This window comes from Burkholderia sp. AU33545 (genome assembly GCF_020419685.1).
GTDB classification, from domain to species: Bacteria; Pseudomonadota; Gammaproteobacteria; order Burkholderiales; family Burkholderiaceae; genus Burkholderia; species Burkholderia diffusa.
This window is the reverse complement of record NZ_JAIZRQ010000007.1, coordinates 207369-228116: the sequence shown is the minus strand read 5'-3', so window position 1 is coordinate 228116 and position 20748 is coordinate 207369. Positions and strand designations below refer to the sequence as shown.

The window sequence follows — 20748 nt, the reverse complement described above, 5'->3', positions numbered from 1 at the left end:
AGTGGCTCGCGAGGGTGGGGAGATGGGACAGCGTCGAATGCGTCGCCGCGCCGGCCGCGCACACATGGCCGGCACGCGGGGTTCAGGAGTCCGATGCGAGCCATACGACCTGGTCGCTCCAGGTCTGCTCGCGCGTAAAGCGGAACAGCGTGTCCTTCAGCATGCGGATCCATGCGTCGACCAGACGCGACGGCCGGTTTTCGCGCAACGTGGTGATCGATACGGTCGAGCGGATTGCGGGCCGTTCAATCGCAATGGCTTTGAGCTCGCCGCGCGCCAGTTCTTCCTGGATCGCAACGTAGGTAAGCAGCGAATAGCCGACGCCCGCGCGCACGAGCTGCTTGGTCAGCGCCACGCTGTCTATTTCGAACGCGACGCGCAGCCGCACGCCGTGCTGAACGGCGGCCTGGTCGATCAGTCGGCGGTTGCTGTGCGGCAGGCCGGGCAGGATCAGCGGCATGCTCGCGAGATCGCGAATGCTCAGCGCCTTTCGCACGGATGCCGCGTCCGGCGGCGCGACGACGATCAACGGTTCGCTGAAAAGGGGAACGACGTCGAACGCATCGAGGGGCGGCTGGTTGTAGACGACGGCGAGATCGACGCGCCGATCGAGCACCCATTCCTGAAGCGAATTGCTGAGCCCCTCGCGAACGTGCAGCGACACGCCGGGCCAGCGTGCATGAAAGTCGCGCACGAGATCGGTGCCGATCAGCCGGCCGATCGTCGGCGGCAGGCCGACCGCGAGATAGCCGCGTTCGGTGTCGGCGCTGGCACGCACCTGATCGGCCGTTTCGCTGACCATTCGTGTGATCATCTCCGCATGCTCGAGGAGCCGCGAACCCGCGGCCGTCAAGCGAACTCCGCGTCCGTAGCGGGTGAACAGCGCAACGCCGATTTCTTCCTCGAGCTTCGCGATCTGGCGGCTCAACGCGGGTTGCGCGATATACAGCTCCGCCGCCGCGCGGCTGAAGCTGCCGGCGCGTGCGACGTGAATGAAACTGCGCAGTTCTCGAATGTCCATTTCGGTTTTGAGCTATGCCGACGTGGCATAGAAATACATGTTCATAAGGTCTTTGTCAAAGAAGACGCCAGATTCTATGCTGCGGTTAGATAGCAATTCAACCCAATAACGATTCCGGAGACGCCATGCATCCTCTTCCCCCCGCCCATCCCGTTCCTCATTCGCGGTCGCGTCGCAGCGCGCCGCCGCATCGTCGCTGAGCGTTTCGTCGTTCGATCGAAGCGCCATCCGAACCGAAATATGAAGGAATACTGATGAAGAGCCTGAAAAAACTGCACGTCCAGGTGCTGATCGGCCTGGCCTGCGCGATCGTGCTGGGCCTGCTCGCGCCGAAGACCGCGATCGCGATGAAACCGTTCGGACAGGGGTTCATCGCGCTCCTGAAGATGATGCTGGCGCCCATCATTTTCTGCACGCTCGTCCAGGGCATGGCGCACGTCAAGGATCTCAGGATGCTGGGCCGGATGGGCGTGAAATCGCTCGTCTACTTCGAGGTGGTCAGCACGATCGCGATGGTGCTTGGCTTCGCGATGGTCAACCTGTTTCCGCCGGGCACGGGCCTGCACGCCGCCAACATCGCAGAGAGTGCCGAAGCGCTGAAGACGACGTCGAATGCCGGCGAGATCTCCGCGGTTGCGTATCTGCTCAGCCTCATTCCGCATACGCTCGTCGATGCGTTCGCGAAAGGCGACATCGTGCAGGTCCTGATCATCTCGATCCTGGCCGGGCTCGCGCTGAACGTATCGGTCGGCGCCGATTCGGTGGTGCTGCGCGGCATCGACGAAGCGCAGAAAGTGCTGTTCCGGATGCTCGCGTTCATCATGCGCCTCGCGCCGCTCGGCGCGTTCGGCGCGATGGCGGCCGCCGTTGGCAGCTATGGCGGCGTGACGCTGCTGTACCTGTTCAAGGTCATCGTTCTGTACTACGCGACCTCCGCGATCTTCGTGTTCGGCGTGCTCGGCGCGATCAGCTGGTCGATCGGCCTGCCGTTCGCCGCGATCATGCGCCTGATTCGCGACGAGCTTCTGCTGACGCTCGGTACCGCGTCCAGCGAAGTGGTGTTTCCGCGCCTCGTCGAGAAGATGAAGCGCGCCGGCTGCGACGAAGTCGTGGTCGGGTTCGTGCTGCCGGCCGGCTACAGCTTCAATCTGGACGGCACCGCCATCTACATGGCGATCGCGATCGGCTTCATCGCCCAGGCGACCGACACGCCGTTCTCGCTCTGGCAGCAGCTTGGCCTGCTCGCGATCCTGAGCCTGACGTCCAAGGGCGGCACGACCGTCGCCGGCGGCGCGTTCGTCAAGCTGGCGGCCACGCTGCAGTCGGTGCGTTCGTTGCCGCTCGCCGGGCTCGGTCTGCTGTTCGGCATCGACCGGATCATGGCGACCGCGACCGCACTCGTGAACGTGGTCGGCAACACGATGGCGGTGTTCGCGATTGCCCGTTGGGAAGGGCTGTTCGATTCCGCCGCGTTCAACCGCGAAACCGGCCGCACGGCGCGACGCTCGATGCTGCGCGCGCGCGTCGCGCCTGCCGATGCACGAGCCGAACGGTCCGGCGCGCCCGCCGAAGCCAACTGAATTCTGTCGAGGTGATTTCATTCATGGAACGTATTGCTACGCTCGCCCCCGAGCACATGTCCGACGCGCAGCGCCAGGTGTACGACGCGATCGCCAGCGGGCCCCGCAAAGGTGTGCGCGGCCCGCTGGCCGTCTGGCTGCATCGCCCGAAGCTTGCAGGCTGCGCGCAGGCGCTCGGCCAGTACTGTCGCTATGACAGCAGCGTGCCGCCCCGGCTCTCCGAGCTGGTCATCCTGTCGATGGGGCGCCATTGGCTCGCCGAGTACGAATGGGCTGCGCACAAGCCGTTCGCGCTCGAGGCAGGCCTGACGATCGACGTGATCGACGCGATCCGCGACGGCGTCGAACCGCCGTTCGTCCGGCACGACGAGAAGCTCGTCCACGCCTTCGTCACGCAATTGCACGAACGCCACGAGATCGACGATGCGTTGTATGCGGCGCTCGTCGACACGCTCGGCGAAGGCGCGGTCGTCGACCTCGTCGGCATCGCCGGCTACTACACGCTGATCTCGATGACGATCAAGGTCTTCAACGTGCCGCCGCCAGCCGGCGTCGCCCCCGAACTCCCTGCAACACACGGTTGAACACACCCATCATGAACGACACATCCATCAACGAGGCAGGCACCGGCCGCCTGCAAGGCAAGGTAGCGATCGTCACCGGCGCGGGCTGCGTCGGTCCCGGCTGGGGCAACGGCCGCGCCGTGGCCGCGCTGTTTGCCGCCGCGGGCGCGAAGATCTTCGCGGTCGACATCAACATGGACGCGATGGCCGAAACGGTCCGCCGCGTCGCCGAGCTCGGCGGGGAGATTACCGCGCACACGTGCGACGTCACGAACAGCGCCGCCGTCGCGGCCATGGTCGACGCGTGCCGCGAAACCTACGGGCGCGTGGACATTCTCGTGAACAACGTCGGCGGCTCGGCCGCGGGCGGCCCGGTCGCGTTGTCCGAGGAAGCGTGGGACAAGCAGGTCGCGTTCAATCTGAAGAGCGTCTACCTGACCTGCAAGCACGTGCTGCCGGTCATGGAGCAACAGGGCGCCGGCGCGATCGTCAACACGGCGTCGACCTCGGGCATCCGCTGGACCGGCTCCGCGCAGGTTGCCTACGCCGCCTGCAAGGCCGGCGTGATCCAGCTGTCGAAGGTGGTGGCCGTCGAATACGCGAAGAAGGGCATTCGCGTCAACACGGTCGTGCCCGGCCAACTGCATACGCCGATGGTCGAGGCGCGTCTCGCCGGTCAACGCTCCGGCGGCGATGTCGACAAGCTGCTCGAAAGCCGGCTCGCGCGCATTCCGCTCGGCTTCATGGGCGACGGTCGCGACACGGCGAACGCCGCGCTGTTCCTGGCCTCCGACGAAGCCCGCTTCATCACCGGGACGGAGATCGTCGTGGACGGCGGCATGACCGCACGGTGCGACTGATGGTGCACGCTCGGCAGGATGGCCCGGTCGCGCCTGTGTGGGATTGCCACACGCACATCTACGGGCCGTGGGAACGGTTTCCGGTGCCGGCCGACGCCGCATACGTGCCCGAGGCGGCGCCGATGTCGCGCTTGCTCGCGCTGCACGAACGGCTCGGCGTCACGCATGGCGTGATCGTCCAGGCCGCGTGCTATCGGCACGATCACGCCGCATTGCTTGCCGCGATCGCCGCGACCGGCGGCGCCTATCGCGGCGTCGCGCTCGTCGACGACACGATGGACGACGGCACGTTGCGCGAGCTTCACGAAGGCGGCGTGCGCGGCATCCGGTTCAACTTCATGGGGCACCTGCCCGGCGAGCGTGACACGGACAAGCTGCTGCGCACCGCGGAGCGCGTTGCAGCGCTCGGCTGGCACGTGCTTCTGCACGGCCGGCTCGCCGAACTGCTGCCCGTGCTCGACACGTGGGCCGGGGTCGACATTCCGATGGTGATCGACCACATGGCGCGCCCGTCGTTGCAAGCGCCGTGGACCGACGACGAACGCGGCGCATTGATCGCGCATCTCGGCAATCCGTATCGCTGGGTCAAGCTGTCCGGCGTTGATCGATTCGCGGGCGGCAACGCGCATGCGTGGCCGGATGCACGGCCGCTCGCGCGCCGGCTGCTCGATGCCGCGCCCGACCGGTCGATCTGGGGATCGGACTGGCCGCATCCGAACATCGAAGGCGCGGCCCCGGACGACTCCGTACTGCTCGCGTTCGTTCGCGCCTTGTGCGGCGACGCCGCGCTTGCGGATGCCGTGCTGGCCGGCAATCCGCGGCGGCTCTACGGCTGAGCCGAAGCAGTCCGCGAATCGCCGCTCGGCGGGAAAACAGAAAACACGTTCGACTCGCAGTGAACCCCGAGGAGGAGACATGAAGGAAAAATCGAACTGGCGCGCCTGGGCGGCCGCCACGGCGTGCATGACGTTCGGTGCGACATCGCCAGGCGCGCATGCGGAGAACATTCACGTATTGGCGACCGGCGCGCTGCATGGTGCGTTCGAACACCTGGTACCCATGTTCGAGCGTTCGTCGGGGCATCGTCTCGACATTGGATGGGGGCCATCGTATGGCACCTCGAGCGAAGCATTGCCGATGCGCCTGCGCAACGGCGAGAAGGTCGACATCTGCTTCATGATCAAGCCGGCGCTTCAGCAGGAAGTCGACGCCGGTCGATTCGACCGGGCCACGCTGTCGGACATCGCCGCGAGCGGAATCGGCGTCGCGGTGCGCAAGGGTATCGCCGTGCCCGACGTCAGTACGGACGACGCGCTGCGTCGCACGTTGCTCTCGGCCAAATCGGTTGCTTTCTCCGAAGGGGCGAGCGGCACCTACATCGTCGGCACGCTGTTCAAGCGGCTCGGCATCGCCGAGCAGATGAAATCGAAGAGCGTGCTGATTCGCGGCAAGGAACTGGTCGGCACCGCACTCGCGCGCGGCGACGCCGAGCTGGGGCTGCAACAGATCAGCGAACTGAAGGTGACGCCGGGCATCGACTTCGCGGGGGCGCTGCCTGCCGACGTGCAGAAGACCAGCGTGATCTCGTCGGCGATCGCCGTGAACGCGCAGGCCGCCGACGCATCGCGCGCGTTCGCGGCGTTCCTGAAGACGGCACCCGCCCGCGCCGTTCTGCAAGAAACCGGCCTCGATCCGCTTTGACGCGACGGTTCGTATCGATTCACGAGGAGACAATGAAAGCAAACCAGATACTGACGCGGCTCGCGCTCGCCGCCGCACTGGCGACGTCGGTTGCCGCCTGCACCACGCCCGCCGCCGACGCGAACGCGGTTCAACGCACGCTCGTGTCGAAGGGCGACGTCCGGATCGAAACGCTCGCGCAAGGGCATGGCCCGGTGGTCGTGATCCTGCCGTCGCTCGCGCGCGGCGCGGAAGATTACGACGAGGTCGCGCGCATGCTCGCGCACGACGGATTCCGCGTATTGCGTCCCCAACCGCGAGCTATCGGCCGCAGCACGGGGCCGATGCGCGACCTCGACTTGCATGCATTCGCATCCGACGTCGCGCTCGTGCTCGATCACGAGCACACCGGGCCGGTCGTCGTCGTCGGGCATGCGTGGGGCAGCCAGCCCGCGCGCATGCTCGCGGTCGACCGCCCCGACCTCGTGCGCGGGCTCGTGATGGCCGCGGCCTCCGCGGGCAAGTTGCCGCCGGGATCGACAGAGAAGCCCTATGGACGCCTGCGCGAAGCGATCGACGGCGCCGGCGATCCCCGGGTGCCGGAACCGCAGCGGCTGACCTACCTGCGGCAGGCATTCTTCGCACCGGGACACGATCCGAGTGCGTGGCTGACCGGCTGGTATCCCGCGGTACACGCGGCACAGGCCCATGCACGCAACGTCACCCCGATCGATGCGTATTTCGGCGGCGGAACGGTGCCGATGCTCGATCTGCAGGCACAGTACGACGCCGTCGTCGTGCCTAACGTGTTCAAGCCGTGGCTGGGTGAGCGCGTGACCGTGCAGGTCGTCGCGGACGCCGGGCACGCGATGGCGCCCGAGCAGCCGCGCGCGATGAGCGATGCGATCGCGGGCTTTGCGCGCAAGGTCTACGGCACGCGCTGAGCTGTATTCGCACGGACAGCAAGGGGCGAATGCGTTCGTCAATCAACGAGGAGATTCAAATCATGAAGGTATCGAAGCGCGGCATCGTCGCCGCATGCGTGTTGTGGTGGGCGGCGTCCGCCTTTGCATCGTCCGGCGTGGCTGCGGTCGATCGGGAGATCGTCCGGCATGGCGACGTGCAGATCGAGGTGATGCGCCAGGGGCAAGGCCCGCTGATCGTGATCCTGCCGTCGCTCGGGCGCTCGGGTCGGGATTACGACGTGGTTGCCGCGCGGCTCGTGGCGGACGGCTTTCGCGTGCTGCGTCCGGAGCCGCGCGGCATCGGACAGAGCAAGGGGCCGATGGAAAACCTGTCGGTCCACGATTTCGCGGCGGACGTAGCGACCGTGATCGAGAACGAGCATCGCGGGCCGGCGATCGTCGTCGGCCATGCATGGGGGAACTTCCCGGCGCGCATGCTGGCCGTCGATCGGCCCGATCTCGTTCGCGGGGTCGTGCTCGCGGCCGCGTCCGCGGGCAAGGTGCCGCCCGGTTCGACGGAAAAGCCGATCAGCGCGGAGATTCGGCAGGCGATCGACGGCGCCGGGGACCTTTCGCTGCCGGAAGCCAAGCGGATCGAATACCTGAAGAAGGCATTCTTCGCACCAGGCAACGATCCGCGGGTCTGGCTCGACGGCTGGCATGCCGCCACGCACGACGCCGAATCGCATGCGCGCGAGACGACGCCGGTCGATGCGTATTTCGCGGCCGGCACCGCGCCGATTCTCGACCTGCAGGCCGAGCACGACGCCGTTGCGCCGCGCCGGTTCTCCAACGTGTTGAAGTCGATGCTCGGCGATCGCGTGACGATCGTGAGGATTCCGGATGCCGGCCACGCGCTTGCACCCGAACAGCCGGCCGCAATGGCTGACGCCATCGCAGCCTTTGCGCGGAAGATCAACGCCGCGCAGTGATGATCATGCATGGCGGCTCCATCGGGCCGCCGTGCATGATCGAGGGGAGTGCGCCGTGCTCCCCCGCAAGCTTTCCACCTGACGTATGCGGACCTGTCCGTATGCGCATCCCGATACGACTTCGCGTGTCATGTCACGCTGTCCACCCTCCTCAATTTGGATTGTTTGCCGCGACAGGGGCGAGAAAATTGGTGCGTCGTGTCGTCACGTTGCGCGATGCCGGACCTTGGGCGGCACTGCGGAGAACAGTCAGGTATCCATATCGAATGTCGTGTGTCGCCATTGATCTCGTGTGTCGAACGCGCAAGCGACGGCGATGTGCGAATGACGCCGATTAATTTACGCAACTACATAATAATCAACACCCTTGTTTCAAGGAATGAAACTGCGCCATTGAGAGAAATAAGGGATCGTTTATCGTTCTGACTCGAGCTGCGGTTGTCAGCAAATACAGTTCGAGTTCGACGTGAGTATCGTCCGCAGACTATAGATATGCTGCGCGCCGGCATCTCGGTGGATTGCGGTGCGGAGCGCACGTTCCGGAAACCGATGTCGCACCATGAACGGGCACGCGGTCGGCGAGTAGGGGCGAGCGACGTTTCGGCGGAGTTCGATGCCTGCGCCGGCAACTGCGCGACACCGGCCTGATCGCATGGTGATCGGATTCGATGGGGCGCAGATGGCATGTCCCTTGCGCTCGCAGATGCAGTGACATGGCCGATCAGGATCGGCGCACGGACCTCAAAGGTCTGCTGGCGACATCAGATCAATAAGTACAACGATACGAATTTCTGGGGATGGTCGATGAGAAGTCGAAGGATCGAATTAATCGGAATGCTGATGATTTCAGGAGCTGCCGCCGCACAATCCAGTGCGACACTCTTCGGCGTAGCAGACGCGTCGGTCAGGCGCATTGGCAACGGGGCGGATGCCGCCTATTCGATCGGAAGCGGGGGGCTTGCCGCGAGCCGGCTCGGCTTTCGGGCGGACGAGGATATCGGAGGAGGAACGAAGGTGCGCGCCTGGCTGGAGGGCACGGTGAACTTCAATGACGGCACGGGCAATCCGTCCCGCTACTGGAACCGGCGTTCGACGTTGAGCGTGATCGACCGCTACGGCGAACTGCGTATGGGCCACGATCTGACGCCGAGCTATACGTCGTTTGGGGAGTTCGACACGTTTGGCGTCAGCGGTCTGGCCGACCAGGGGAAATTCTATTCGACGGCGTTCGGCAGTGGCATCGAGGCGACCGGGCTTTGGGCTCGTGCCGACAACATGATCGCGTATTACACGCCGCCCCGTCTGGGCGGATTTTACGCGCAGGCTGCCTATGCGCTGGGTGGAGGCGAGCGGGCGAAGCGGTATGCGGGCGGCCGCGTTGGCTATGCGAACGACACCGTCAACGTCACGGCGGCATTCGGCGTATTCGACGGTCTGCAGGGGCCGCTCAAGCGCATCGGCTTTGCGGTCGGCTATGACCTCAAGTACCTGACATTACTGGGGTCGGCGGTGCGCAACCAGTATCTGGAAGCGTCTCGGCTGATAGCGCAAGCCGGGGTGATCGTACCCGTCAATCCGTTTCTTTCCTTTCGCGCCAACTTCACGCGTGTGAGTGAATCCGGTGCATTGGGCAAGACCTCGATCGATGCAAATCACGCCACCCAGGTCGCTGTGGGCTACACGTACGCGCTTTCCAAGAGGACGAGCACGTATGGAACGGTCGTGCGACTGAGCAACAAGGTCGGCGATGCATTCGGCTTCGGCACGCAGCCGGTCGGGCGCCTGCTCGTCGGTGCGGAGCTCGGCGTCAGCCATCGCTTCTGAAGTTCGGCGATCGATTGTCAAGGCGGCGCATATCGTGCCGGAGCGACTGGCAGGTTGCAGTCCACTTCGGCGAATTTCTCCTTCAGTACCTTTCGGAAAAGGATGAAATCCAGGTGATTCGATCGAGATCCATCTCTGGTGTAGTCGGCGTACTGTTGCTCTCCATTCTGGCAGTGTCCGGGTGCGGAACCTCGCACCCGGAATCCTCGAAGCAGGTCAGACTCGCCGGCGGTGCAATTCCGCTGATCCACGCCGACGGATTGCTGTTCCGCGATCTGGACCGCAGCGGCGTGCTGGAGCCGTACAAGGATTGGCGCCGGCCCGCGGCGGTGCGGGCTGCCGATCTCGTTTCAAGAATGACGCTCGAGGAAAAGGCCGGCGCGATGATGCACGCGAATCCACCGGCAAAAGAGGCGGCGGGCGTGCCGGGAGCCGGCTCGGTATGGGACATGGCTGCCGTCGGCCGCCTCGTGCTCGACCGGCACGTGACATTCTTTCTGAACCGGCTCAAAGCCGACCCGGCGAGCCTGGCGAATCAGCAAAACGCGCTGCAGGCGATTGCAGAGCAGGGGCGCCTCGGGATTCCCGTCACGATCAGCAGCGATCCGCGCAGCCAGTTCTCGTATGCACAGGGTGTAAGCGTCGACGCCGGCGCCTTCACGAAATGGCCGGATCCCGTTGGCATGGCGGCGACGGGCGATCCGGAACTGGTCCGTCGGTTCGCCGACAGCGTGCGCCGGGAATACCTGGCAGTCGGCATCCGGATGGCGTTGTCGCCGCAAGCCGATCTGGCCGTCAATCCACGCTGGCATCGCAGCAGCGGAACATTCGGCAGCGATCCGGCGGCGTCCGCTCGATTCGTTCGCGCCTATGTCGCCGGCATGCAGGACGGCGAATCCGGGATTCACCGGAGCAGCGTCGTGTCGGTCATCAAGCACTGGGTCGGCTATGGCGCGACGATGAACGACGGGGCGGACGCACATAACTATTACGGTCGCCTGCTCGATATCGACGGGGCGAACATCGAGCGGCACATTATGCCGTTTACCGGCGCATTCACCGCGCGGGTCGGCGCGGTGATGCCTTCGTACGGCATGCCTGCGGCGCCATTTCGCGTGCGCGGCAGCGCCGAACCGGTCGAACCGGTTGGCATGGGATTCAACCGAGCCATGCTGACCGATGTATTGCGTGGCCGCATGGGGTTCGACGGCGTCGTACTGTCCGACTGGCAGATCACTGACGACTGCACGCGGGTATGCCGGAGCGGCGCGAATCCCGGTGAGAAGCCACAGTTCTCCGACATCGCGATGCCGTGGGGTGTCGAAGCACTCGACAAGGCCGGGCGCTACCTGAAGTCGATCGACGCAGGGGTCGACCAGTTCGGCGGCACGAGCGACCCGGAGATCGTCGTAGGTCTCGTCAGGAGCGGAAGACTCGACGTGTCGCGGGTCGATGCAGCGGTGCGGCGAATCATGACGCAGAAGTTCGAGCAGGGGCTCTTCGAGGATCCGTACGTCGATGCCGGCCGTGCCTCGTCGATCGTGGGAAATGCCGAATTCAGGCGGATCGCACTCGATGCGCAGCATCGCTCGCAGGTACTGCTGAAGAACGGCCGACATCTGCTGCCGGTGAGCCGGAGGATGACGAAGGTATTCGTGTACGGATTCGACGCGGAGGCAATGCGACGGCGCGGGTTCACGGTCGTGCAGCGTCCCGAGGAAGCGGATTTTGCCGTCGTCGGTATGGCGACGCCATTCGAGATGCTGCATCCGAACTTTTTCTTCGGTGCACGGTACCGCGAAGGCAGCACGCGTTTCAGGGCGGACGATCCGGCGTTCGCCGTGCTTGAGAAAGCCGCCGCCGTCGTGCCGACCATCGCGTCGATATACATGGAGCGCCCGATCGACCTGTCCGGTATCGCGCACCGCGCGACAGCGATCGTCGCCAATTTCGGTGCGGCGCCCGACGCGATCGTCGATGTCCTGACCGGCGAGTCCGGTCCTGTCGCTCGCCTGCCGTACGACCTGGTATGGACCGATCGCCTTCACGAGCAAACGAACGAGCCGGTGTCGTATCGAATGGGTGAAGGTCTTAAGTACTAACCAATTTTGCATTGTTAGCGAGGAACGTATCGATGATATTCAGAAATTTCAGACGATGCCGGACGCTTGCCTGCCTGGCGACTGCCGTGGCGATCACGTCCGCCGCAGGCGGTATGGCGTCGGCGGCGGAGTTCGGCCCGCAGCAGTTCATCCCGACGAAAGTCACGCGGCATGCGTCGTTCTATGTCGGCGGGCGGTATGTCGAGAAGGACGGCAAGACGACAATGGACGGACAGATGTATGTCGAGGGCTGGGCGCCCGCACGCATCACGCATCGGTATCCGATCGTGTTTCTTCACGGCCTCGGCCAGACGGCGACGAACTGGATGAGCACGGCGGACGGGCGAAAAGGGTGGGCCGACTACTTTGTCGATCAGGGTTACGTGGTCTACATGGTCGATCAGCCCGATCGCGGCCGCTCGTCCTGGTCGACGGACGCCGATCGCCGGTTTCGGGTGACCGATGTCGCGATGGCGCAGCGCCTCTTTACGTCGCCGGAGCGCGACAAGGGGTGGCCGCAGGCGGAAAAGCACATGCAATGGCCCGATGCCGGGCGGCGTGGCGACCCGGTGTTCGATGCGTTCTATGCCGCACTCGTGCCGTCGCTTGCCGACAACGTGCAGAGTGAACTGCTCGTCAAAAATGCGGCGGCCGCGCTGCTCGACAAGATCGGACCCGCCATCCTGCTCGTCCATTCACAGGCGGGCCTGTTCGGCTGGTCGATTGCCGACGCCAGGCCGCAGCTTGTCAAGGGGATCGTATCGGTCGAGCCGTCGGGGCCGCCGTTCCAGAACGCCACGCAAGCGAAACCCGAACTCGCGTGGGGGCTGACGAACATTCCCGTTCAGTACGACCCGCCCGTCACCGATCCGGCGCAGCTGGCGATCGAACAGCAGGACACACCAGACGGAAGGGATCTGACGAAATGCCGGCTCCAGAAGGAGCCAGCCCGCAAGCTCGTGAATCTTCAGCATGTGCCGGTGCTGGTGTTGACCAGCGAGGCGTCCTATCACGCGCCCTATGACCACTGTACGGCGTCATTTCTCGAACAGGCCGGTGTGAAGACGACATTCGTGCGCCTCGACGCAATAGGCATTCACGGCAACGGGCACTTGATGATGCAGGAAAAAAACAACCTGGACGTCGCCGCCGTGATCCACTCGTGGATCGCGAAGACGATGCAATGATGCGCGCGCGCGTGCATTCGGGTAATGAAAGACCATTTGAGGAATCGATCATGCATCGTAAATTGAACAAGTTGCGTTGGCACCCTCTCGTCGGCGCGATACTGGCACTGGGCTGGAGCATCTCGCATGCGCAGGCGCTGCCCTCGCAGCGGGTCGGCGTCGACGGGAAGACGCTCGGGTCGATCCCGTTGAGCGCCGAGTTCCTGGCGGCGGCCGGCAGTCGCGAACTGCGAATGCGCGAAGTCACCATACAGCCCGGCGGCGTATTACCGATGCACAGCCATCGCGATCGGCCGTCCGTCTCGTATGTTCTGAGCGGGACCGTGACCGAGTATCTCGACGGCGCCCCGGTGCCGCGGGAAGCGCTGGCAGGTCAGGCCTACACCACTTCCGGCCCGCGCGCGCACGCGCTGCGCAATACCGGCTCGGTTCCGGCGGTGTTTCTCGAGGTCGACCTGCCGCCCGCCAAATAGCTCGACGTTTGCCGAGACGGTCCGCATACGGCAGATCCGTGCGGACCTATTCATTCCGGTTATAGGTTTCTATCGATAAAAGGTTTTGGTCAATCCCGGGAAAAGTGTTCACAGTGACTGGCATAAACAGGAGACGAGCTTGCACGATGCCACGACGCTGCCGAGCGCCATGTTGATGGTCCTGATGGAACCACCGTCCGATCTCGAGGACGAGTTCAACGACTGGTACGACACCGAGCATTTCCCCCAGCGCCGATCGCTGCCCGGATGCATCGCGGCTTCGCGATGGGTATGTGTGCACGGGTGGCCCCGCTGGATGGCGCTTTACGATCTGGCGAGCGTCGACGTGCTGCGAAGCGACGCGTATCGCTCGATGTCGGGCAGGCAATCGACGCCCTGGACACGCCGGATCCTGTCGCGCACGGTGGGCCGACGCCGCGTCGTGGCCACGGCGCTTGCCGGGACCACGGCGACCCAGCATGCCGGATGGGAAACTTCGCGGCTTGTCGTGATGGGCATTCCGGTCGAGACGCATGGCGACGCGCTGGATGTCGCCGGGGGGCTGCAACGCCAACTGGCCTCGTCGAACGAGGTGCTTCAGCTTCGCGGATTTTTCGAATCACGCGCTCAGCCGACGCGCGACGGCCCGCATCAAAGCGCAGTACCGGCAGGCATCGCATGGTTCATTGTCGCGCTCGTCGCGCCCGTGGAGCACGCACTTCTCGACGCGACGCGCCGGGGCGCAGCCGGCCACTCCCTGACGGTATTCAATGTCTATGCGCCGTACCTGCGTGATGCCGGCCTGTCAGCCGACCCGTAAATGCAGATGGGGTTTGTGTCGGATCGGCGTGCCCGATCTGCAACCAGCTCGGCCTTGAAAACAGGATTTCGAACTGCCAGTCAAGACTTGATCGCACAGCTCGATCGCCTCGATCGGACACGCGCAATCTCGCGCCCGACTACGTGCGTATGAATGCCGGATTCGCACCACACGCGCGCGCCCAACGATGCGTTCTCCGGTGCGGTACCCATACCTTTCGCCTACCTTCAAGGAATCTGTCGACATGACCATGCCTTCTCCGAATTCCTCGGGGCATTCACTCAAGTTTTCTCCGCCGCCGCTGGCGGAACCGCGCCGCCCGGTCTTGCGCCTGCCGGCAAACAGCTGCGACGCGCATTGTCATGTGTTCGGGCCGTTCGACCGCTATCCGCTGCCCGACGACCGCAGTTTCGATCCGTCTGCGGCACCCGAAACTGCGTTGCGACGACTGCATGAGCGCATCGGATTCTCGCGCGCCGTGATCGTACAGAGCCAGGGCCATGGGTTCGATCATCGGCCGATGCTCGACGCGTTGCGTGACGGAGCCGGGCGTTACAAGGGTGTCGCACTCGTTCGGCCGGGCGATTCCGATGAGCTCCTCGCGAAGTACGACGCGAATGGGGTGTGCGGTGCACGGTTCAACTTCCTTGCGCATCTCGGCGGCCGTCCGGATTTGAATGCAGTCGGGACGGTTGCCGCGCGCATCAGGCCGCTCGGCTGGCATCTGGCGATTCACGTGGCCGGGCAGGACATCATCGAGTTTTCGCCGTTCATCCGTTCGCTCGACATGCCGGTGGTCATCGATCACATGGCGCGTCTCGACATCGACGAAGGGGCGGACAGTCCGTCAGTGCGGGCGTTGTGTGCGTTGCTCGATACGGGAAACGTCTGGGTCAAACTGTCGGGCGCAGACCGGATGTCGAAGGCCGGGGCGCCATTCGAGGACACGCTGCCTGTCGCGCGCCGCTTTGCCGAACACGCGCCCGAGCGCGTTCTGTGGGGCAGCGACTGGCCGCACGTCAACCTGAGCCATCCGATGCCGGACGACGGCGACCTGGTCGATCTGATCGCACGGATCGTGCCGGACGAGACGCGCCGCATGCAGATGCTGGTCGACAATCCCGCTCACTTCTTCGGATTCAGGTGAACCCATGGCATCGACGCTCTCCATTGCGCACGACCGGCCGGATGTGACGAAAGACGCCGCGCTTCAGCGCGCGTTGCGCAAGAACCTGATCCGTCTCGTCCCGCTGCTGGCGATCGGCTATTTCTTCAATTACATCGATCGCACCAACATCGGCTTTGCTGCGCTGACGATGAACCGCGATCTCGGCCTGACCGGTAGCCAGTTCGGCATGGCCGCCGGTCTCTTTTTCGTCGGCTACTGCGTGCTCGAGGTGCCGAGCAATCTCGCACTCTATCGGTTCGGCGCGCGGCGCTGGCTGGCCCGCATCATGATCAGCTGGGGGCTGCTGTCGGCCGCCTGTGCGTTCATCCAGGGGCCGACCAGTTTCTACGTACTTCGCGTGCTGACCGGTGCGGCCGAAGCGGGCTTCTTTCCCGGCGTGCTGTTCTATCTGTCGTGCTGGTTTCCGAAAGCGTGGCGTGTGCGCGTGCTGGCGTGGTTTCTGGTCGCGATTCCATTGTCGTCGGTGGTGGGCGGCGTGCTGGCGGCGTTCGTCATGCAACTGGACGGGGCAGGGGGGCTCAAGGGCTGGCAATGGCTTTTCATCGTCGAAGGGTTGCCTGCGTGCCTGCTCGGCCTGCTGACCCTGTGGCTCCTGCGCGACCGACCGGAACAGGCCGACTGGCTGACGCGGGAGGAATCCGCGGCGCTCTCCGAAGTCCTGGCCCGGGAATCGGCCGAACTGCCGAAAAGGAACTTCGGCGCCGTGCTCCGCGACGCGAGGGTCTGGTTCATGGTCGGCATTCTCTTCTGCTATTGGATCGGCATCAACGGCATTGCGATCTGGTTGCCACTGATGCTCAAGGGGCACGGATTGTCGACGTTCTCGGTGGGCCTGCTGTCGGGAGTGCCGTATCTCGTCGCGGCGGTCGTCATGATCGTGTGGGCCAGGCTGATGGAGCGTCACGGTAGGCACCTGCTGCATCTCGCGCTGGCGTGCGTCGTCTCCGCCGCGGGGTTGATCTTCGCCGTCGTTTTTTCGTCGCTGCTGCCTGCGCTCGTCGGCATGGTGTTCGCGGTGATCGGGTTGAGCGCGGCGCGGCCGGCGTTCTACAGCCTGCCGTCGCGGTATCTGACCGGGATCGCGGCGGCGGGCGGCATGGCGTTCATCAACTCGATGGGCAGCCTCGGTGGCTACGTCGGCCCGTGGATGGTCGGCGTGCTCAAGGACACGACGCATTCGTATGCACCGGGAATGCTGGCGATGTCGGTGTCGCTCGCGCTCGCCGCGCTTTTGACGTGGGGTCTTGCGGTCTATACGCGACATGAATCGTCCGGAGAGACGAACGGCAACTGACGCATATTCGGATGAGGCCTGCGTGCGCAGGCCTCGATTCAGAAGCGAACGACTGAAGGCGCGAAGAATCGGCATTCGCGTCTTCGCCGGAACCTCAGCGTTCCATCGAAACGCTGGCTTTCTCGCGATCCCACAAGGTTTTGGGGAATTCGGCCGCCTGCAGACGCAGTTTGAACTTCTCGATCTTCTGGCTTGCATTGAGCGGTAGCTCGGACGCGAATTTCACGTAACGCGGCACCATGTAATACGCCATCTTTGTGGCACAGAAGGCAATCAGCTCAGCATCGGGTAACGCATGGCCGTCTCTCAGAATGACACTCACGGCCATTTCGTCCTCGGAGAGATCGGGTTTCACCGCGTAGGCGGCCACGTCGACGACAGCGGGGTGCTGCTGGATAGGTGTTCGGTGGTGGTCGGTGGCGCGGCCACGACAGAGATGCCGATATTGAAACAACACGCTGCCATCTGCGCGCACCACGCGCCAGCTCTGAAGCCGGATTGCCCTGCCTATCCGCCCCCCCGCGCCGCCGTGCGAACATGTATCACTCAACAAATCGACACAACCAACAATCTCGTTTCGAGAATATATCCAATTGGTCGCATTGATATCGATTCATTAAATCGACGTCACTTCATTTTCAATTTATAGAACAATAATCATTCTCAATCGAATATTTTTCTATTTATTTTTCGGCATGATTTTCGAACCGCATTTCGAACGGCAAACGTTTGCGCGGCACGATGCAATACCTTGTTCGACAATGCTCAGGAGGAACTCATGGCCGACCCTCAAACGTCTTCCAACCGCGCCGGCGATTTTTCGATTCCGCCCAACACCGATTTCCGCGCGATTTTCTTTGCGAATGCGGTTGAGCAACGGCACATCAAGCTGTTTATCGGCGACAGCAATGAACCGGCCGCGTATCACAAGCTGACGACGCGCGACGGCCCGCGCGAAGCCAAACTGAATTCCGGCAACGGCAAGCTCCGCTTCGAGGTGACGGTGAACGGCAAGCCGTCGGCCACCGACGCGCGGCTCGCGCCGATCAACGGGAAGAAAGCGGACGGTTTGCCGTTCACGGTCAACTTCGGGATCGTCGTATCGGAAGACGGCCACGACTGCGACTACAACGACGGCATCGTCGTGCTTCAGTGGCCGATCGGCTGATCTGACGCGCGATCGGCGGCCAGCCCGCCGGCCAGCGAGCCGGTGCGTCGTTCGACGGCGTGCCGCGCATCCACCTCAACAAATAATCACCGATCATCGGAGACTTCCATGCCTCTTCTTTCAGCGTCGATCACCAGCGCACCCGTGGTGACGTCCGAAACCTACGTCGACATCCCCGGCCTGCATATCGACATCGCGAATGCCGACATTCGCGACGGCAAGCTTCTGGTCACCCTCAACGTGCCGACGCCGTACGCGACCGGCAACAACTTTCCCGGCATCTATTTCGCGATCGCGACCGACAAGGGCGTCGTCGCGGACGGCTGCTTCAGCTACTCGTCGAAAGTGCCGGAAATTACGGGCCGCATGCCGTTCACGCTGGTCGCGACGATCGACGTCGGCAGTGGCGTCACGCTCGTGAAGGGCCAGTGGAAAAGCGTGCGCGGCAGTGCGATGCACATCGATTCGTATGCGAGTATTTCTGCGATCGGCTGCACGGCTGGGCAGTCGTCGTCGGCGGGTAGCGGCACGCCGGGCAATCCGGGCGGCGAAGGCGGCGGCACCGGCACCGGCACGGGCACGGGTTCGGGCCCGGCCCCGGGCAACATCGGCGTCGGCGGCGAGCGCGACGGTGTCTTCAATCTGCCGCCGAACACCCGGTTCGGCGTTACCGCGCTCACCAATGCGGCGAACGACCAGACGATCGACATCTATATCGACGACAACCCGAAACCCGCCGCCACGTTCAAGGGCGCGGGCGTGGAGGATCAGAACCTCGGCACCAAGGTACTCGACTCCGGCAAGGGGCGCGTGCGCGTGATCGTGACGGTGAACGGCAAGCCGTCGCGGCTCGGCTCGCGGCAAGTCGATCTGTTCAAGAAGTCGTACTTCGGGATCGTCGGCTCGGAAGACGGCACCGACGACGACTATAACGACGGCATCGTGTTCCTGAACTGGCCGCTGGGCTAAGCGTTGGCCGCATTAGGCGAACATCGCCACGCCGTCCGGCGTGGCGATCCGCGGGAACGGCCGAGTCACGCAGGCGCCGTTCACGCATCGAGCGTTCCGTACGGGTTTCGGCGGCTTGCGTTCCCAATCACCACGCCCATTGCCCCCAATTGGACGCCACCGTACGCCGCGGGAGGGGGCGTCCATACCATTTCCCTCAAGAGCTGTAGCCTCCACAAAACTCGGGGCGGCACACTCGAACCGGATTCGGTGATCTCCTGAACCATCTCATGTCGATGCGCGAAAGTGAGTCGGGCATTCTTATGCGTGTCCATCCGGCTGGGTTCCTGGAAGGTTGAGTGTTTGACGACTTCCAGGAACCCAGACTCAGTTCGGATGAACCATCGATACAACCTATTGAAGCTTCCCAGCTAGCGGGGACATGCGGCGCATTCGGGCGACACGTTGACCTGCGGCACGGCGTCCGGTTCGTGCGATCCATCCGCGACCCCGGCGCTGCTACATCGCCGCACTGTAAAGATGATGTGCGTCGGCCAGTGCGTCGGCGACGAGTTGCAAGCCGTCCCGACACCGCTCCCGATCCTGCGGCCCGCCAAGGCAGATGCGAATCGCCGCCGGCGGGTCGCCGTCCGTCGAAAATGCCGCGCTAGCCACGGCGGCGACGCTCCGACTCCGCAGATATTGCGCCAGGTCCGGCGCAGTCCACTGGCACTCGCGGGGAATCGGCAACCAGAGATGGAAACCGTCGGGATGCGCTTCGAAAGGCCATGCGCCGAGAACGCGGCTAGCGATCGCCTGCCGCGAATGCGCCTCGGATCGGATTGCGGCCAGCATCTCGCTTGCCGTGCCGTCATTGATCCACTGGGTAGACAGCAGCATCGTGAACGGGCTCGGCATCACGGTCGTGGCGCGCAATGCACCGGCGATACGCTGTGCTTCGCGCGCCGTCGGCGCCAGCAGGTAAGCGATTCGCAGCCCGGCGCCGAGGTTCTTCGACATGCCGGTGACGTAATAGGTCAGTTCGGGTGCCAACAACGCCAGGGGGGGCGGTGCGCTCTGTGGCAGCATCGCATAGGCGTCGTCCTCGATGATGGGCACGCTGTAGCGCATCGCGATATCGGCCAGCGCTTCGCGGCGCCTGAACGGTATCGTGAGCGTGCTCGGATTCTGCAGGGTAGGGTTGCAGTACAGCGCCGCGGGCTGTCCGCTTCTGCAGAGCGATTCGAATGCGTGCGGCAACGGACCGTCGTCGTCCCGAGGCAGCGGCTGCAACTGCACGCCCAGTTGCGATGCGATGGCCTTGATGCCGGGGTAAGCGAGTGAATCGAGGCAGATCGAGTCACCGCGGCGCGCAAGCCGGGAGACGAGCGCGACGAGGGCGCTGTGGATCCCCGGGCACACGAGCACGGTATCGCCGCTGCAGCCGGGCAGGCGATTGGCCAGCCATGCGCGGCCGGCGGCGCGATCCGCCGGTGTGCCGCCGAAATCCTGGTATCGCATCAGTTGGTAAGGATCCGCTGCGGCGAATAATGCCGCTGCCGATTGTTGCAGCCGGCCGACCATCTCGGCCGGTTCAGGGGGCATGTTCATCGACATCTCGACGCTGCTGCCGCCCGACAGCGGGACCGTTTGCGTTGGGCCGCGCACAAACGTACCGCTTCCTGCCCGTGTATCGAGCAAGCCGCGTCGGCGGGCTTCCGCATAAGCACGGGCGACCGTCGTGTAGTTCAGGTTCAGCGCGCCGGCGAGATCGCGCAGCCCGGGCAGGCGGTCGCGCGGTTTCAGCCGGCCGGCCGCGAGGTCTTCCTCGATGAGGTCGGGGATCAGCAGATAGGCCGGTTTCCTGCTTTCCAACAAGCGCTTCGACCAATGATGGATTGCGTAATCCATACCCGTTTCCATTTGACGATTCATCAAAACGTTAGCATGGCGCATTAATCGAAAATATATATATCGCCACGTCGAAGCCGACTGATTGCATTGATCGCATCGTGTATCGGATTGATGCATCGATGCACGCTAGACGCGCACCGGTTCACGCGCGCTGCATCAGTCAGGTGCGCCGTTCGGCCCGGACAGGCCTGTTCCAGTTGGATCCGAATTGGGGCACGCAAGGATCGG

Annotated in this window: 19 protein-coding genes; 16 read left to right on the top strand and 3 right to left on the bottom strand. The window is 64.1% G+C overall.

Translation table 11 applies throughout. The annotated features are described in order from the left end of the window. Positions 1-82: 82 nt before the first annotated feature. Positions 83-1021, bottom strand: coding sequence for a LysR family transcriptional regulator (locus LGM71_RS23855; RefSeq protein WP_226116742.1), 939 nt, complete (start codon positions 1019-1021; stop codon positions 83-85). 254 nt (positions 1022-1275) lie between these two features. Here LGM71_RS23855 and LGM71_RS23850 point away from each other — a divergent pair, with 254 nt between their 5' ends. From LGM71_RS23850 to LGM71_RS23785, 14 genes are all read left to right on the top strand, one after another. Continuing rightward, positions 1276-2601, top strand: coding sequence for a cation:dicarboxylate symporter family transporter (locus LGM71_RS23850; protein WP_124901900.1), 1326 nt, complete (start codon positions 1276-1278; stop codon positions 2599-2601). A 23-nt stretch (positions 2602-2624) separates the two neighbouring features. After that, positions 2625-3185: a carboxymuconolactone decarboxylase family protein gene (locus tag LGM71_RS23845; RefSeq protein ID WP_124901901.1), complete on the top strand. Its 561-nt coding sequence runs from the start codon at positions 2625-2627 to the stop codon at positions 3183-3185. 11 nt (positions 3186-3196) lie between these two features. After that, positions 3197-4024 (top strand): SDR family NAD(P)-dependent oxidoreductase, encoded by an 828-nt coding sequence (locus tag LGM71_RS23840; protein ID WP_226116740.1) that lies wholly within the window; start codon positions 3197-3199, stop codon positions 4022-4024. Next, entirely contained in the window at positions 4024-4860 is an 837-nt protein-coding gene (locus tag LGM71_RS23835) for an amidohydrolase family protein (protein WP_226116739.1), read from the top strand. The genes LGM71_RS23840 and LGM71_RS23835 overlap by 1 nt, the downstream gene beginning before the upstream one ends. 79 nt (positions 4861-4939) lie before the next feature. Further along, positions 4940-5725, top strand: coding sequence for a substrate-binding domain-containing protein (locus LGM71_RS23830; protein ID WP_226116734.1), 786 nt, complete (start codon positions 4940-4942; stop codon positions 5723-5725). 32 nt (positions 5726-5757) lie between these two features. Next, positions 5758-6648, top strand: coding sequence for an alpha/beta fold hydrolase (locus LGM71_RS23825; RefSeq protein ID WP_226116732.1), 891 nt, complete (start codon positions 5758-5760; stop codon positions 6646-6648). A 62-nt stretch (positions 6649-6710) separates the two neighbouring features. Then, positions 6711-7601, top strand: a complete 891-nt coding sequence (locus LGM71_RS23820; RefSeq protein WP_226116721.1) for an alpha/beta fold hydrolase — start codon at positions 6711-6713, stop codon at positions 7599-7601. A 684-nt stretch (positions 7602-8285) separates the two neighbouring features. After that, complete coding sequence (locus tag LGM71_RS23815; RefSeq protein WP_226116719.1) at positions 8286-9425, top strand: porin; 1140 nt, start codon at positions 8286-8288, stop codon at positions 9423-9425. A gap of 14 nt (positions 9426-9439) precedes the next feature. Then, entirely contained in the window at positions 9440-11527 is a 2088-nt protein-coding gene (locus tag LGM71_RS23810; RefSeq protein ID WP_226116717.1) for a glycoside hydrolase family 3 protein, read from the top strand. A gap of 86 nt (positions 11528-11613) precedes the next feature. Then, complete coding sequence (locus tag LGM71_RS23805; RefSeq protein WP_226116715.1) at positions 11614-12714, top strand: alpha/beta hydrolase; 1101 nt, start codon at positions 11614-11616, stop codon at positions 12712-12714. Next, positions 12690-13187, top strand: coding sequence for a cupin domain-containing protein (locus tag LGM71_RS23800; protein ID WP_226116713.1), 498 nt, complete (start codon positions 12690-12692; stop codon positions 13185-13187). Before LGM71_RS23805 ends, LGM71_RS23800 begins: the two co-directional genes overlap by 25 nt. A 139-nt stretch (positions 13188-13326) precedes the next feature. Beyond that, complete coding sequence (locus LGM71_RS23795) at positions 13327-14007, top strand: hypothetical protein (RefSeq protein WP_226116712.1); 681 nt, start codon at positions 13327-13329, stop codon at positions 14005-14007. Positions 14008-14194: 187 nt separating this feature from the next. Next, positions 14195-15154 (top strand): amidohydrolase family protein, encoded by a 960-nt coding sequence (locus LGM71_RS23790; RefSeq protein WP_226116710.1) that lies wholly within the window; start codon positions 14195-14197, stop codon positions 15152-15154. 4 nt (positions 15155-15158) lie between these two features. Further along, a complete protein-coding gene (locus tag LGM71_RS23785) occupies positions 15159-16490 on the top strand; it encodes an MFS transporter (RefSeq protein ID WP_226116709.1) in 1332 nt (443 codons plus the stop codon). 94 nt (positions 16491-16584) lie between these two features. Here the strand turns inward: LGM71_RS23785 and LGM71_RS23780 are convergent, their stop codons facing one another. Continuing rightward, complete coding sequence (locus tag LGM71_RS23780) at positions 16585-16968, bottom strand: AMP-binding enzyme (RefSeq protein WP_226116708.1); 384 nt, start codon at positions 16966-16968, stop codon at positions 16585-16587. A gap of 300 nt (positions 16969-17268) precedes the next feature. Here LGM71_RS23780 and LGM71_RS23775 point away from each other — a divergent pair, with 300 nt between their 5' ends. Together LGM71_RS23775 and LGM71_RS23770 are read left to right on the top strand one after the other, a co-directional pair. Continuing rightward, positions 17269-17658, top strand: coding sequence for a fucose-binding lectin II (locus LGM71_RS23775; RefSeq protein WP_226116706.1), 390 nt, complete (start codon positions 17269-17271; stop codon positions 17656-17658). 108 nt (positions 17659-17766) lie between these two features. Continuing rightward, positions 17767-18627 carry a fucose-binding lectin II gene (locus LGM71_RS23770; protein WP_226116703.1) on the top strand — a complete coding sequence of 287 codons (861 nt, stop codon included), beginning with the start codon at positions 17767-17769 and terminating at the stop codon, positions 18625-18627. 498 nt (positions 18628-19125) lie between these two features. On the opposite strand, the gene LGM71_RS23765 is transcribed toward LGM71_RS23770, so the two are convergent. Next, positions 19126-20517, bottom strand: coding sequence for a PLP-dependent aminotransferase family protein (locus LGM71_RS23765; protein WP_059599616.1), 1392 nt, complete (start codon positions 20515-20517; stop codon positions 19126-19128). Positions 20518-20748: the final 231 nt, after the last annotated feature.

Coding starts and splice junctions, on each gene's coding strand:
- LGM71_RS23855 (WP_226116742.1), bottom strand. CDS start 1,021: ATGGACATTCGAGAACTGCGCAGTTTCATTCACGTCGCACGCGCCGGC.
- LGM71_RS23850 (WP_124901900.1), top strand. CDS start 1,276: ATGAAGAGCCTGAAAAAACTGCACGTCCAGGTGCTGATCGGCCTGGCC.
- LGM71_RS23845 (WP_124901901.1), top strand. CDS start 2,625: ATGGAACGTATTGCTACGCTCGCCCCCGAGCACATGTCCGACGCGCAG.
- LGM71_RS23840 (WP_226116740.1), top strand. CDS start 3,197: ATGAACGACACATCCATCAACGAGGCAGGCACCGGCCGCCTGCAAGGC.
- LGM71_RS23835 (WP_226116739.1), top strand. CDS start 4,024: ATGGTGCACGCTCGGCAGGATGGCCCGGTCGCGCCTGTGTGGGATTGC.
- LGM71_RS23830 (WP_226116734.1), top strand. CDS start 4,940: ATGAAGGAAAAATCGAACTGGCGCGCCTGGGCGGCCGCCACGGCGTGC.
- LGM71_RS23825 (WP_226116732.1), top strand. CDS start 5,758: ATGAAAGCAAACCAGATACTGACGCGGCTCGCGCTCGCCGCCGCACTG.
- LGM71_RS23820 (WP_226116721.1), top strand. CDS start 6,711: ATGAAGGTATCGAAGCGCGGCATCGTCGCCGCATGCGTGTTGTGGTGG.
- LGM71_RS23815 (WP_226116719.1), top strand. CDS start 8,286: ATGTCCCTTGCGCTCGCAGATGCAGTGACATGGCCGATCAGGATCGGC.
- LGM71_RS23790 (WP_226116710.1), top strand. CDS start 14,195: ATGCGTTCTCCGGTGCGGTACCCATACCTTTCGCCTACCTTCAAGGAA.
- LGM71_RS23785 (WP_226116709.1), top strand. CDS start 15,159: ATGGCATCGACGCTCTCCATTGCGCACGACCGGCCGGATGTGACGAAA.
- LGM71_RS23775 (WP_226116706.1), top strand. CDS start 17,269: ATGGCCGACCCTCAAACGTCTTCCAACCGCGCCGGCGATTTTTCGATT.
- LGM71_RS23770 (WP_226116703.1), top strand. CDS start 17,767: ATGCCTCTTCTTTCAGCGTCGATCACCAGCGCACCCGTGGTGACGTCC.
- LGM71_RS23765 (WP_059599616.1), bottom strand. CDS start 20,517: ATGGATTACGCAATCCATCATTGGTCGAAGCGCTTGTTGGAAAGCAGG.